This is a genomic window from Bartonella bovis 91-4 (genome assembly GCF_000384965.1).
Taxonomy (GTDB): domain Bacteria; phylum Pseudomonadota; class Alphaproteobacteria; order Rhizobiales; family Rhizobiaceae; genus Bartonella; species Bartonella bovis.
The window spans coordinates 1520392-1534930 of record NZ_CM001844.1; the positions used below are offsets into that span (position 1 = coordinate 1520392).

Annotated in this window: 11 protein-coding genes and 1 pseudogene; 5 read left to right on the forward strand and 7 right to left on the reverse strand. The window is 39.4% G+C overall.

Features of this window, described 5'->3' with window-relative positions:
* Nucleotides 1–88: 88 nt before the first annotated feature.
* From ftsE to BBBE_RS06655, 3 genes are read left to right on the forward strand one after another with little or no spacing between them, the layout of a single operon-like run.
* On the forward strand, nucleotides 89–748 hold the full coding sequence (gene ftsE / locus BBBE_RS06645) for a cell division ATP-binding protein FtsE (RefSeq protein ID WP_010701746.1): 660 nt from the start codon (nucleotides 89–91) through the stop codon (nucleotides 746–748).
* The gene (locus BBBE_RS06650) at nucleotides 741–1715 is read left to right on the forward strand and encodes a cell division protein FtsX (RefSeq protein WP_010701747.1); all 975 of its coding nucleotides are present in this window, start codon (nucleotides 741–743) and stop codon (nucleotides 1713–1715) included. Before ftsE ends, BBBE_RS06650 begins: the two co-directional genes overlap by 8 nt.
* Nucleotides 1716–1719: 4 nt before the next feature.
* Complete coding sequence (locus BBBE_RS06655; RefSeq protein ID WP_010701748.1) at nucleotides 1720–2397, forward strand: YdcF family protein; 678 nt, start codon at nucleotides 1720–1722, stop codon at nucleotides 2395–2397.
* A gap of 494 nt (nucleotides 2398–2891) precedes the next feature.
* On the opposite strand, the gene BBBE_RS06660 is transcribed toward BBBE_RS06655, so the two are convergent.
* The 6 genes from BBBE_RS06660 to BBBE_RS06685 all read right to left on the reverse strand — a co-directional run bounded on the left by BBBE_RS06660 (nucleotide 2892) and on the right by BBBE_RS06685 (nucleotide 11738).
* The gene (locus BBBE_RS06660; RefSeq protein WP_010701749.1) at nucleotides 2892–4874 is read right to left on the reverse strand and encodes a MacB family efflux pump subunit; all 1983 of its coding nucleotides are present in this window, start codon (nucleotides 4872–4874) and stop codon (nucleotides 2892–2894) included.
* 3 nt (nucleotides 4875–4877) lie between these two features.
* The gene (locus tag BBBE_RS06665) at nucleotides 4878–6086 is read right to left on the reverse strand and encodes an efflux RND transporter periplasmic adaptor subunit (RefSeq protein ID WP_010701750.1); all 1209 of its coding nucleotides are present in this window, start codon (nucleotides 6084–6086) and stop codon (nucleotides 4878–4880) included.
* Complete coding sequence (locus BBBE_RS06670; RefSeq protein ID WP_010701751.1) at nucleotides 6083–7585, reverse strand: efflux transporter outer membrane subunit; 1503 nt, start codon at nucleotides 7583–7585, stop codon at nucleotides 6083–6085. Before BBBE_RS06670 ends, BBBE_RS06665 begins: the two co-directional genes overlap by 4 nt.
* A 58-nt stretch (nucleotides 7586–7643) precedes the next feature.
* Nucleotides 7644–8459: an exodeoxyribonuclease III gene (locus tag BBBE_RS06675; RefSeq protein ID WP_010701752.1), complete on the reverse strand. Its 816-nt coding sequence runs from the start codon at nucleotides 8457–8459 to the stop codon at nucleotides 7644–7646.
* A complete protein-coding gene (locus BBBE_RS06680) occupies nucleotides 8459–9097 on the reverse strand; it encodes a LolA family protein (protein ID WP_010701753.1) in 639 nt (212 codons plus the stop codon). The genes BBBE_RS06675 and BBBE_RS06680 overlap by 1 nt, the downstream gene beginning before the upstream one ends.
* 154 nt (nucleotides 9098–9251) lie before the next feature.
* The gene (locus BBBE_RS06685) at nucleotides 9252–11738 is read right to left on the reverse strand and encodes an FtsK/SpoIIIE family DNA translocase (protein ID WP_010701754.1); all 2487 of its coding nucleotides are present in this window, start codon (nucleotides 11736–11738) and stop codon (nucleotides 9252–9254) included.
* Between the two features lie 223 nt (nucleotides 11739–11961).
* Between BBBE_RS06685 and BBBE_RS06690 the strand changes: the two genes are divergently transcribed.
* Nucleotides 11962–13194, forward strand: coding sequence for a ubiquinone biosynthesis hydroxylase (locus BBBE_RS06690; protein ID WP_022708793.1), 1233 nt, complete (start codon nucleotides 11962–11964; stop codon nucleotides 13192–13194).
* Nucleotides 13195–13488 (forward strand): annotated as a pseudogene (locus BBBE_RS07580) (hypothetical protein); the annotation flags it as partial. It abuts the gene before it with no gap.
* Between the two features lie 260 nt (nucleotides 13489–13748).
* Here the strand turns inward: BBBE_RS07580 and BBBE_RS06700 are convergent.
* A complete protein-coding gene (locus BBBE_RS06700) occupies nucleotides 13749–14528 on the reverse strand; it encodes a succinate dehydrogenase iron-sulfur subunit (protein ID WP_010701756.1) in 780 nt (259 codons plus the stop codon).
* Between the last annotated feature and the right edge of the window lie 11 nt (nucleotides 14529–14539).

Genomic DNA, 14539 nt, shown 5'->3' on the forward strand with positions numbered 1-14539 from the left:
TGAGTGTAAAAACTGAAAAAACTTGAAACTATTATAAAAAAAGTCAATGATAATGACTTAAATAAAAAAGCAAAAGTGGTAACTTAGAGTGATTCGTTTTGAAAATGTTGGTTTGCGCTATGGGATGGGGCCTGAAATCCTCCATGACATCAGCTTTCACATTCCACATGGATCATTTCAATTTTTAACTGGAGCATCTGGGGCGGGTAAAACATCCTTGATGCGTCTGATGTTTTTGTCCATCAGACCAACCCGCGGTCATATTGATTTATTTGGCAACGATACAGCCTTACTTAAACGACAAGAGCTTCCTGCTTTACGACAACGTATTGGTGTCGTCTTTCAAGATTTTCGCTTGCTTGACCATATGACAACTTATGAAAATGTTGCACTGCCTTTACGCATTAAAGGGCAAGAAGAAGCAACATATCGTAGTGAAGTAGAAGATCTTTTACAGTGGGTTGGTCTTGGAAACCATATTCACGCTTTACCACCCATTCTTTCAGGTGGAGAAAAGCAAAGAGTAGCAATTGCACGCGCGCTCATTGATCAACCTGAAATTCTTCTTGCTGATGAACCAACAGGAAATGTTGATCCGCCTTTAGCAAAACGCCTCTTGCGCTTATTTATTGAATTAAACCGTTTTGGAACAGCTGTCGTTATTGCCACCCATGATGTCACATTGATGGAACAAGTCACAGCACGACGTATGATTCTTCATAATGGACGGATGACAATTTATGACTAAGTCTTTCTCCATCTTTCGCATTCAAAAATCAATTTTTACACGCAGTAAAACAACTAAAACAGCTATTATTCCCAGTAACAACATTTCTGGGCAAGCTTTGGTTGTTGTGATTGCTATTATGACATTTCTTGCAAGTTTAACATTAAGCAGTGTTGATCTAGTGCACCAAGCTGCTCATAATTGGAGTGCTCAAATTAACCATGAAGCAACAATTCACATACAACCTGTTGAAAATGTCGATATTGAACAAGCTCTGCGCAATGCAGTTCAATTAGTCACAACATTTCATGGTGTAAAAGAAGCCAAAATTGTTGATCAAGCAGCCACTGAAAAATTGCTTGAACCATGGCTTGGAACAGGCTTAACCTTGAGCAAATTGCCCATTCCCCGGCTCATTATTGTCACTTTAAACAAGGATGAAAAAACTGACTTTCACGCCATCAGCCAAGCCATTAAAACACATATCCCAGGCGGCCAATTTGATGATCATCGCTTCTGGGTTAATCGTTTTGTGACAATGGCAAAAACAACTGTTCTTATCGGCTTCTCAATTTTAGCACTAGTTTTAAGCTCGCTTATGCTTACGATTATCTTTGCAACACGCAACGCACTTGCAGAAAATTCTCATATTATCAACGTCTTACATTTCCTTGGCACTGAAACCCATTTCATTGCCAAACAATTTGATTGGCATTTTTTTAAAACAGCACTGCGCGGTGCATCATATGGTGGTGTGACAAGCACACTTCTCTTTAGCGCCTTTTTCTTCTGGATAAACAATAACCTGGGCACAGCACAAAGCAGCCAAATTACTGCCTTGTTTGGACATTTCTCAATAAATCTCGTCACCTATGAGAAAATTCTTAGCCTTATTCTTTTTGTGTCCCTTCTCACCACATTAACGAGCCGGATCACTATTTTAGCGCAACTTAAAAAAATTGATCAGTACAAAAATAATTTATTTTAATTTCATGACCAACGTTTCACCTCATCCTCGATCATCAGCACACAATCATACGCAAAAATGTTGCATTGCAAAGTTCACCACAAGTGTTCTACAGTTCTATAAACGCTTTTCACGCTATGTGCCATTAACAGTACTGACTCTTTTTATTACAATTTTGCTCATCGGCGCTACATTCGTTACTTTTTCGGAAAAAATTGAGCACCTAACCCCTCCAAATCCTCTACCACAAGCAGATGCAATCATCGTCCTTACAGGTGGAGAAAACCGAATAAAAACAGGATTTGATCTTCTACAAAAAAGGCTTGGTTCTCGACTATTGATCAGCGGAGTCAGCACAACAATTAATCTTAATAAATTGATTGACGCCACACATATCAATCCGCATCATTTGGCCTCTTGTGTTGATTTTGGATATGAAGCAACCAATACCAAAGGCAATGCTCAAGAAAGCGCTGCCTGGATCAAACAACATAACTATAAAACCGTTTATATTGTCACGCATGATTATCATATGGTGCGCTCTTTGCTCGAACTTAAACATCTAATGCCCCATATACATTTCATTGCATATCCCATTAAAGAGAATACTGCAGGCAGTTGGATCAAACAAATCAATCAAATGCGCATCCTTGTTTCTGAATATATCAAAAATATTGGAGTATACGTCAGAACTGCATTTTGACCCTCACACATTTTATTTACCATAAATTTTCTTAAAACTCTTTAAAAAACTTAAGCCCCTTGCTTTTACCTTAGATTACACAAAACTCTCCTTTGATACCCCATGCACTTGTTACACCATAAACATGGTTTCATATCTTGATTTTTGACAAACACTAAAACTTTCCCCCTCTCATTAACCAGTTCAAAGGCTCTCATAAGGTCAACCCGCATAGTCTACGCTCTTCATGCGCAGTCATATCTTTTCTGTTACAAATCTCGCAAAATGAAAAAACCATTCAAAATTGTGAAGTCACTTAAAGACACATGAAAATGATAAACTCTCAAACCATATAAAAGGTATAACTTAAATAAATTGTCCCTTGATTATACGCAAAAAGCCACACAATGAAACTCAACAAGCAACATCATCAATGCATAGTTTACCCAAAACACACCCATCAATGCTGTTGCACACTTATTATAATAACCACAATTCTTCTTTAGACTGATTTTTCAATCACGTGCCAAAGCAATCACAGGATCAAGCTGTGAAGCTTTTCGTGCTGGAAAAAAACCAAAACACACCCCAATAAAGGCTGAAAAAACAAAAGCTATAATGATTGAATTTATCGTATAAACCAATTGAATAGGTAGAGAAAACAATGAAAACAAGCTACCAACAGAAAGCCCCAAAAGAATCCCGAAACTCCCACCAATTGCACACATTAAAATTGCTTCGATAAGAAATTGCTGTAAAATATCACTTTGACGTGCACCAACTGCCATACGCACCCCAATTTCACTGATCCGCTCAGAAACAGTCACAAGCATAATATTCATCACCCCAATACCCCCTACAATCAATGAAATTGCTGCAATTGAAGTCACTAAAAGCGTTAAAATCTGTGTGCTCTGCATAAGACGTTGACGAAACGATTCCGAATTTCTAATGAAAAAATCTTCCTGACCATGGCGCATAATTAAAAAACGCCGTACCTCAGCTTCTGCTAACTTTGAATCGACATTATCAGCAATTTTCACAGTAATTGCACGAACAATTGTAGTTCCAAGAAAACGGGTTTGCACGGCTGTATAAGGCAAATAAACCTGGAGTGTATTTGATACGCCTGCCTCATTATTTGAAGTCACAACACCAATAATGCGCGCAGGCACCTTACCCACACGCACCACTTTCCCAACAGGACTTTCATGACTATGAGGAAAAAGAGAAGCAATAGCTTCCTTTTCAATCACTAAATCAAGTGTTCGATCGTGCACACTTTGTTTATTAAACAATTGTCCTTCAACAACTGTAAACCCGTGTGTCTGAAAAAATTGTTCTCCTACACCAACAACCACAGCATTGGCCTCAATACCTCTATAATAAACTGTCGAACTCACTGAAATTTGAGGTGTTACACCATCAACATAAGGCAGTCCCGATAAAGCTTGTGCATCATCTTCAACCAAACTTGTTATCTTATCTGCGAGTGGATCAGAAAAACTCTTACCAGGTAAAATTGTTAATATATTTGTGCCCAAACTCTTAAAATTTTCAAGAATTTTCTTTTGGGTCCCATTGCCCAAAGATACCATCGCAATAACTGACGCAATTCCGATAATCACCCCAAGCATTGTTAAAAAAGTCCGCATCCGGTGCGCATTCATTGCAAACAAAGCCATAGTAAAGGCTTCATAGAAACGATCCATAAAAGAACGAAAAGCCCCAAGTTGTTGATGATTTTTTAGATCTTTTACTGTATAATGAGACTGAATATTACTTCTTACCTTTTTAACTTTCGACACATTATCAGAAATAATTTCCCCATCACTGATCTCAATAATGCGTTGTGCTCTCTTGGCTACATCCATATCATGGGTTACCATAACAATGGTGCGTCCTTCTTGATGAAGCTCGTCTAAAATACGCAAAACTTCTTGGCCACTGTGTTTATCTAGTGCACCTGTTGGTTCATCTGCAAGAATAACATCAGCATCATTCATTAAGGCACGAGCAATCGATACACGTTGTTGTTGACCACCCGAAAGTTGATTGGGGCGGTGATTCATGCGATCACCCATCCCTAAACGCGTTAAAAGGCTTTGTGCACGCTTTCTTCGTATTGCCGACGCACACCGTGCGTAAATGGCTGGCATTTCAACATTCCCAAGAGCTGTCAATTCATACAACAAATGATAACGCTGAAAAATAAATCCAAAATGATTGCGCCGTAAAGCTGACAAATCATCTGCTGAAAGTAAAGCTATCTCTTTTCCTGAAACCCAATAACGTCCCCCACTTGGTCGATCAAGGCAACCTAAAATATTCATCAAAGTGGATTTTCCTGAACCAGAAGCCCCTACAATGGCCACCATTTCACCACGCTTAATGGTTAAATTAATATTTTTTAAAATAGGAACCAGTGTTTCACCTGCACGAAATTCGCGCGTGATATTTTCCAAGACAAGGACAGCATCTGTCTGCTTTGTTTCCATGTTTTAGATCTCGTCTTCACTTTGCCAATCAGTATCTTCTAATATTAGCCCATCATTTGAGCTGGTAATCACCACATCACCCTCACTTAATCCTGAAACAACCTCAGCCATTACTTTATTATTGAGTCCAATAGTTACCTGTTTTGCAACCACCTTATTTTTGCCAACCAAAACACGAACCCACGCTTTATGCTCTTTCGTCTCATCATGTAAAGCATCGCTTGGCACCAATAACACATTGTGAGAACGAGCTAAGATAATATGAACTTGAGCTGTCATATAAGTGCGTAAAAAATTGTCTTTATTGTCAACATGCACAAGCCCATTATAATAAATAGCTGATGATGCCAAAGCACTACCCCCTCCAGACATCTCAGGATTAATACTAATATCACTACGAATAGATTCAGGTGCAGGCTCTACTGTTTCTAATATGCCATCATAACGGCGTTGTGAATCACCAAAAATCGTGAAATAAAGCGCTTGTCCAGCGTGAACTTTCAAAATATCAGCTTCTGAAATTTGCGCTTTGACTGTCATTTTTGATAAATCCCCTAAAATAACAATTGTCGGTACTGACTGAACTGCATTAACATTTTGTCCTTCTTCAACAACCGTTTCTAAAACCGTACCTGCTGAAGGCGCTGTTATTCGTGTGTAGCTTAAATTAACCTCTGCACTTTCAACATCAATTTGTGCTTGTACAATTTGCTCTCGAAGCTGAGCAATCTGAGCTTCACGTATTTTTACTTGTATGAGTGCATCATCAAAGTTAGCACGTGAAACAGCATGTGCTTTGATCATCTCTTTTTGGCGTGCTAAATTTTTCTGCGCTAAAGTAAGGTGGGCTTCTTGTTCCATTAAACTCGCATAATAATGAGATAAAACAGCTTTTTTCCTTTTTAGATCATTTTCCTGATCTGTAGGATCAATCTCTGCCAATAAATCTCCTTCTTTCACAACACTACCAGGCGAAACATGCATCGCAATAACACGCCCTGTCGCGCGTGCACCAACAGCAACAAGCCGATAAGGGCGCACAATACCAGAAGCTAAAACACTTTCTTCAATATCACCACGTTTCACCACCGCTGTAATATAAGCCTGTGTGGAGTTTCCAAAAAAAAGAGTGCGAACCAACCCTAAAAAAACGATAAGAAAAACCACAATGCATAATAAAACAAACTTTTTGCGTTTTATGTTGTATTTCATGATTGAACTTTTTCTCCCTCATTTATTTTCACGCGTAAACCCACCACGTCATCCACTATTTCCGGGCGTGAAACATCAACCACACCATCCCAACCACCACCTAATGCTTTCATCAGCGCAATGTACTGTACAGCCACACTAACACAGCTATCTTTAAGCGCCATTTGCGAAGAATAATACGAACGACGCGCATCTAAAAATTCAAAGAAACTAACATTTCCACTCTCAAAAAGAAGCTGGGAAAGCTCCAATGAACGCAAAGCTGCCGCATTTGCAACTACCAGCTTTTCTAAACGCTGATGTTCTTTATAAAGTCTCACCAGCGCATTTTCTACATCTTCCAAAGCACCTAACACTTCTGCCCGATAAGTAATAAACGCTTGATCACGCTGTGCACGCGCCACTTCAACCGATGCTATTCTCTGCCCCCCATCAAAAAAAGGAAATTGAAGACCAGGCCCAAAAGACCAACCAATTGTTGAATTTTTTCCCAAATGGCCAATCTGTGTTGCCGCTGTTGAAATACGACCCGTTAAAGTAACTGATGGATAAAGATCTGCCTCGCGCTGACCAATGCGCGCTGTAGCTTGAGCATATTGGCGCTCTGCACGCCGTAAATCTGGACGCGTTAATAAAATATCAGCTGGGATTCCTGCAGGTATCGGCCATTGCGGTTGTGGAATTGCCCCCTCTTTTTTAGCACTCTTTTGTAAAATAGCCTCCAAAGCCGTAGGAACACGACCTGTCAAAACAGAAAGTCGATGAATGTTCATCGCTAAACTGGCTTCCATTTGGAATATATCCGCCTCTGTGTTAGCCATTTGTGCTTGCGCATTTGAAAAATCAAGTTCTGAAACCTCACCAGCAGCCAATTTGGTACGCATAAGTTCAAAAGTCTTACGCTGCGACACAACAATCTGGCGTGCAATTAACAGTTTTTCTTGCCAACCACGCATTTCAACATAATTTGTTGCTACATCTCCCAACAACGTCACCATCACAGAGCGCATATCTTCTACAGCACTATCAAGACCATAACGGGCTGCTTCAACCGCTCGCTTATGCCCTCCAAAAAGATCAAGTTCCCAGCTAGCATCAAAGCCACCACGATATTGACTTAAAGACACATCAGGTTGTTCAGAAACACGATTGCCTGAAATTGAACTAGAAACACTTGGCGTAAGATATCCTGCTGCTTGCCCTACACTGGCACGTGCTTCACGAATGCGCGCCTTTGCAACAGCAACGTTATTATTGCCAGATATCGCATCATCGACCAGCTCATTTAAAATAGGATCATTGAAACGCCGCCACCATCCCGCAAGTGTAACTGGATGCTCAGATATTTGAGCAGATTGCCTCCCCCAAATTGCTGGAACACTGAAAGATGTCTTATGATAATCAGGGCCAACAGCACATCCAGACAATATCAAAAATACAGAAAAGAAACTATAGTAAAAGTTTTTTGAAGCAATCCACCTTAAAGTATTAATCCGCATTCATCCTCCTGCGTGGTTTTCAAATCAACCCGCTATGTTTCTTCTTCAAGCATTTATTTCAAACTTTACGTGAAAAATCAAATACTGTCTGCACTGGAACGTGATCGGAAGGCTGAGGTTCTCCTCGTGCAGCACGAAAAATTGAAAGATCATCCATAAAAGGTGCTAAATCTGGTGAAGACCAAATATGATCAAGCCGCCGCCCACGGTCAGCAAGAGCCCAATCGCGTGCACGGTAACTCCACCATGTATAAAGTTTAGTAGGAACTGGAAATTTAATGCGCATTAAATCAACCCATCCCCCTTCACGGCATAATGCTTGTAAACGCTCGGTTTCGATTGGTGTATGACTGACAACGTTCAACAATTTCTCATGAGACCACACATCATCTTCTAAAGGAGCAATATTTAAATCACCCAACAAAAGAGAAGATAAACCATCACCCCGATCAGCTCGGATAGAAGACATTTCTTCTAAAAAATCAAGCTTATGACGAAATTTTTCATTCACGTTAACATCGGGCTCATCACCCCCAGCAGGAACATAAAAATTATGAATCCGAATTGTCTTACCAAAAACTTCAACAATCACTGAAAGGTAGCGACTTTCTTCCTTTTGACAAAAAAAACGCTTTTCAACATCAAACAAAGGCAAACGTGAAACAATCGCTACGCCATTGTAAGATTTTTGACCATTAAAAACAATATGCTCATAACCTGCCGCTTGAAAAGACTCACTCGGGAACAAATGATCCGGACATTTAGTCTCTTGTAAACACAAAATATCTGGAGAAAAGAGGTCCAAATATCGAAGAACTTGCGAAAGGCGTAAACGAATAGAATTAATATTCCAAGTAGCGATACGAAAAAACATCAATTTCCATTTCGATTGCGTGACATTGCGATATTTTTATAAGGAATTGTAAACATCCCATCAGCAAACTGAATACCTGTGCGCACATTCATAATTTGGACTGTTGTTTCCAAATTTTGCTGATCAACAATTGTCCACTGGCGCAAACTATAGTTTTTAGAATCAAAAATCATTCTTATGTGCCCCTTGCCAATACTTTTATCATGCAAAACAATCGTTATTACCCCTGGATCTTCACGAAGCGCTAATAAATTTCCTGATGATATATTAATTTTATCATCCAATAGAAATTTCATCGGTGTTTGAGAAAGTTGATAAAGATTCCACGTATTGAGCGCACTATTGTTCACACCCACCGATTTGCCATCCGCTATAATCCGCAAAGGCACTCCCTTATACCCAAACCGAATCTTACCAGGACGCTCTAAATAAAATGTTCCTTCAGTCATTTTGCCCTTTGGGCTAAATTGAATAAAATCCCCTGTCATTGTTTTTATCGCAGAAAAATGATTAGCAATAGCCTGAGCTCGTGCTATCTGACGAGATGACTGTGCAAAAGAAGAGACAGTAAACAACACACAAACAATAAAACCAAAAACAATAAATGCTCTTCTTAATGATAAATAATATGTTATCACAGACAATGCTCCTAATCGCTTAAATAACACATGCTCAACTCTAAAATATAAGCAGTAAACTTCAAAATATAAACATTACACAATACCTTAATTGCGTAAATATTCACTCAAATCTAAAAGCATTATTTAAAATAATCTATTTAAGATTTTTATTTTAACACGACTCTTCTTCAGCAGGTACTAAAATTTCTCGTTTTCCCGCATGATTAGCAGAGCTAATGATTCCTTCCTCTTCCATTCGCTCAATTAGCGAAGCAGCGCGGTTATATCCAATCCCTAAACGACGCTGAATATAAGAAGTTGAAACCCTACGATCACGCAAAACAACTGCAACAGCTTGGCTATAAGGATCATTTTCCACAGGAGAGACAAGCGAAACATCAGTACCATGATCTGCCGTTTCTTGTGTAACAGCCTCCAAATAATCAGGCTGTGCTTGAGCTTTCAAATGAGCAACAACCTGTTCAACTTCATTATCAGCCACAAAAGGACCATGAACACGTTGAATACGCCCCCCACCCATCATAAAAAGCATATCCCCTTGCCCCAGCAATTGTTCGGCTCCTTGTTCACCAAGAATGGTCCGACTATCAATCTTTGAACTAACAGAAAAAGAAATGCGTGTAGGAAAATTAGCTTTAATCGTACCCGTAATAACATCCACCGAAGGACGCTGCGTAGCCATAATCACATGAATACCAGCAGCACGCGCCATTTGTGCCAAACGTTGAACTGCCCCTTCAATATCTTTTCCTGCAACAAGCATCAAATCTGCCATTTCATCAATAATAACAACAATATAGGGCATAGGGTTTAAATCGAGAGTTTCTGTCTCATAAAGAGGCTCGCCAGTCGTGCGATCAAATCCCACTTGGACCGTTCGCGTCAATGTCTCGCCCTGACTTTGTGCCTCTTTTAAACGCGCGTTAAAACCATCAATATTACGAACGCCAACTTTTGACATTTTACTATAGCGTTCTTCCATTTCTCGAACAGCCCACTTAAGAGCAATCACTGCTTTTTTAGAATCTGTTACCACCGGCGTCAGTAAATGTGGAATACCGTCATAAATCGAAAGTTCAAGCATTTTAGGATCTATCATAATTAAGCGGCATTGCTCAGGTGTCATACGATAAAGAAGCGACAAAATCATTGTATTAATGGCAACAGATTTACCCGACCCTGTGGTACCTGCTACCAAAAGATGCGGCATTTTTGCTAAATCTGCAATCACCGTTTCCCCACCTATGGTTTTACCCAAAGCAAGTGCTAATTTTGCTTTGCTTTTAAAAAACTCCTGAGCTTGCAAAATTTCCCGCAAATAAACCGTTTCACGCTTTGCATTGGGCAACTCTATTCCAATCACATTACGCCCCGGAACAACAGCAACACGTGCTGAAATTGCACGCATTGAACGGGCAATATCATCAGCTAAACCAATAACCCGCGAAGATTTGATGCCAGCTGCTGGCTCAAATTCATATAAAGTTACAACCGGCCCAGGGCGCGCATTAATCATTTTACCCTTAACACCAAAATCTAATAAGATTGTCTCAAGTTCACGAGAATTTTCTTTTAAAGCAGTAGGAGACAATCTTGCATCTTTCTCAGTTGGTGGAAAAATAGAAAGATAATCCAAAAGCGGAAGTGTAAAGCCATTTTTCGAAACAACTTTTGATGGTTTAAAAATACGGCTCTTGGGTGAAGAAACAGAGTCTTTATGGTGATAAAGATCCTGCTTTCCTTCTTCTTTAAAAAAAACTGGCTCAACCCGACCAAACGCATTTTCTTCCCCCTCAAAGAGCCAATTTTGCTTTTCAGAGGGATCACCTTTTTTCTTAAAATTGTTGCTCAATGAAAAGAGGCGTCTTAAACGCGCTTGTAAAAAATAAAGAAAATGCAAAACTGCTCCAAAAATTGTAGCCAAAAAAACAAGCGGCACTTCATAGATAGAGTAATGGGCCTCTTCTACCTCATCAACAACTAAATCCGTTATTCGAGCCTTTCTGTTTTTTTGTTTCTTTTTGTCATCATTCTTGCTGCGCCACGCCACATTACCAGCAAAAGCAGCCATCACAAAACCTAAAGGGGCAAGACAAACGCCCATAAGAGCAATTTGTAAGGAAGAAAAAGAAGCAAAAAAGGAAGGAAAAAATAAATAAGCAGTATTTAAAATCTTATCACCCACAACACCTCCAAAACCAATCGGTAATGGCCAATGCGTAAAAGAGGCAAAATGTGTTAACAGAGCAAAAACAGCTGAAAAATAAATCGCTGATACCACCCACAAAAAAAGACGAAATATAAAATTATGAATGTCCTTTTGTACCAGTAATAAAAGTGACCAAAAAAACGGAGGTAATAAAATGCACAAACTCGCCAAACCAAAAAACTGCATAGCAAAATCTGAAAAAATTGCACCAGACCAACCCATAAGATTTGTAACTTGGTGAGCATTTGCATAAGTCAATGATGGATCTACAACATTCCATGTTACCAAGGCTAAAACACAAAAAATAATAAGCCCCAAAAGCCCAAGCCCAATGAAGGCACCAATCTGACGCAAAAATAAACTGACAAGACGTCGACTTTGATAATCAAACCTTTCTGATAAATGATCAGAAGACAAACCTTGGCGCATCAATCAATTCCAAATATAAAATTTTCCATAAAAAAACTGGCTTCACAGTTTACAATTAAAAATATTACAGCTTATAGTTTTAAGATATTAATGCCATTTTAACCATTTTTATTATAACAATTTTTTATTTTATACTGTAAAAATAATTTTAAAAGAGGGTATTCATTTCATTTAAGAGCTAATAAACTACATAAAAGTAGAAAGAAACGTAGTGTCTTTTAATATGAATCACAACATAAAACAATGTGATCTCCTCATCGCAGGGGGAGCAATTGTTGGTCTAACACTTGCAGTAGCACTCAAACAAGCCGCACCTGAGTTGAAAATAAACATTGTTGATGCTCCCCCACAAGAAAACACACCTAATAAAGAACGACAAGCATTAGCTATTTCGGCTGCTTCTATTCGTATGTTGAAGCAATTGCAATGCTGGAAATATATCAAGTCTTATGCCCAACCTATCCATTCAATGGTCATTACCGACACGCGCATTAATGACCCTGTCAAACCAACCCTTTTAACCTTTGAAGGAGATATCACCCCCAACGAGCCCTTTGCTGCTATGATTGAAAATAAAGAGCTTACTGCGGCTTTAAAAAAACGTGTAAAAGAACTGAATATCTCTTTTATCAAAACTGCACGTGTTGTTGATTTTCACCAAGAAGACCAGTTCACAATTGTTACTTTGAGTAATGAAGAAATTTGGCAAACACAGTTGCTAATTGCTGCCGATGGAACACGCTCTAAATTACGCGAAAAAGCAAATCTTAAAAACTTTGTGCACCCCTATAAACAAACAGCAATCATATGCACTATCAAACACGAAAAACCCCATCATGGCCAAGCAATTCAACATTTCTTTCCTGCTGGGCCTTTTGCTCTTTTGCCCCTTAAAGGCAATCAATCAACCATTGTATGGAATGAAGACCACCAAACCGCTCAATATTACCTAAAAGCTGACCCCCTTATTTTTGAAACAGAACTCGAAAAACGTATCGGTCACCGATTTGGAAAACTAACTTGGGATGGCGAACGCCAAGGATTTCCATTAACTCTTTCGCTAGCATACTCTTGCATTAAACCCCGTTTTGCTCTTGTGGGAGATGCTGCCCACACAATTCACCCCATTGCAGGTCAAGGTCTCAATCTAGGGCTGCGTGATAGCGCTGCTTTAGCTGAAATTATTATTGAAACAGCACGATTAGGTCTCGATATTGGATCAATCATTGCTCTTAAGCGCTACCAAAACTGGCGACGTTTTGAAACCGTGCGCATGGCCTTGAGTAATGACTGGATCAACAAGCTCTTTTCTAATGATGCCCTATTTTTGAGAATAGTACGTGATATTGGTCTTGGACTTGTTAATCAAAGGCCAAAAATAAAAAAATATTTCATTCAAGAAGCTTCCGGCCTTACCCCAAATGCCCCACGCCTTTTACGCGGACTCCCGCTCTAACGGTTAGTCCTCGATATCGGATCTATCATCATTCTTGAGCATTACCAAAATTGGCGACGTTTTAAAACCATGCATATGGCCTTAAGTAATAAATGGATCAACAAGCTCTTTGCTAATGATGTCCTATTTTTGAGAATAGTGCGTGATATTGGTCTTGGACTTGTTAATCAAAGGCCAAAAATAAAAAAATATTTCATTCAAGAAGCTTCCGGCCTTATCCCAAATAACCCCACGCTTCTTACGCGAACTCCCGCTCTAAATGAACACAAAATACACCCTTTCCCATCTGTTTAACCCGTAAAAGTTTATTTACGCACAACCAAACATCCCTACGCCTAGGCTTATACGCATTTTCACAAACACAATACCTTTTAAAGAGACCAACACATTTCAAGAATACAAACATAATCTCAAGATGCACAATATAAAAACAAGTGCACAGTAAAAAAATTCAATGACCACATCTTAAAAATTAAAAAACATACAAAAAAGACAGAAATACATATACCCCCGCTTCTTCCTATTGTTTTTGTCTCTATCAATAAACAAATTTTTTAAAAACGGCGTTCAACCATAAGCTTTTTAATCTCAGCAATCGCCTTAGCAGGATTTAAACCCTTTGGACAAGTTTGCGTACAATTCATAATCGTATGGCATCGATAAAGCCGGAAAGGATCTTCCAGATTATCAAGACGCTCCCCGCTCATCTCATCACGCGAATCAGCGATCCAACGATAAGCCTGAAGCAAAACAGCAGGCCCTAAATAACGGTCACCATTCCACCAATAACTTGGACATGACGTTTGACAACACGCACAAAGAATACACTCATAAAGACCATCAATTTTTTGACGATCAGAATAGCTTTGTAACCATTCTTTCGCAGGCTCAGGTGAAACAGTTTGCAACCAAGGTTCAATGGCACGATGCTGCGCATAAAAACGCTTCAAATCAGGGACCAAATCTTTAACAACCGGCATAGAAGGAAGAGGATACACCTTAATGGGGTGTTGCACATCATCCATCCCCTTTGTACAAGCCAGTGTATTGGCCCCATCAATATTCATCGCACACGAACCACAAATGCCCTCGCGACACGACCGACGAAGCGCCAAAGTTGGATCAATATGATTCTTAATAAATAAAAGACCATCAAGAATCATCGGACCACATGCTGAGCGATCCACATAATAAGTATCAAGACGAGGATTATCCTCATCATCAGGTGACCAACGATAAATGTGAAATTCTGTCAGCTGTGTCGCACCTTCAGGTTTAGGCCAAATCTTTCCGGCCTTCACACGAGAATTTTTGGGAAGCCTAATTTGAACCATGACTCATTTTC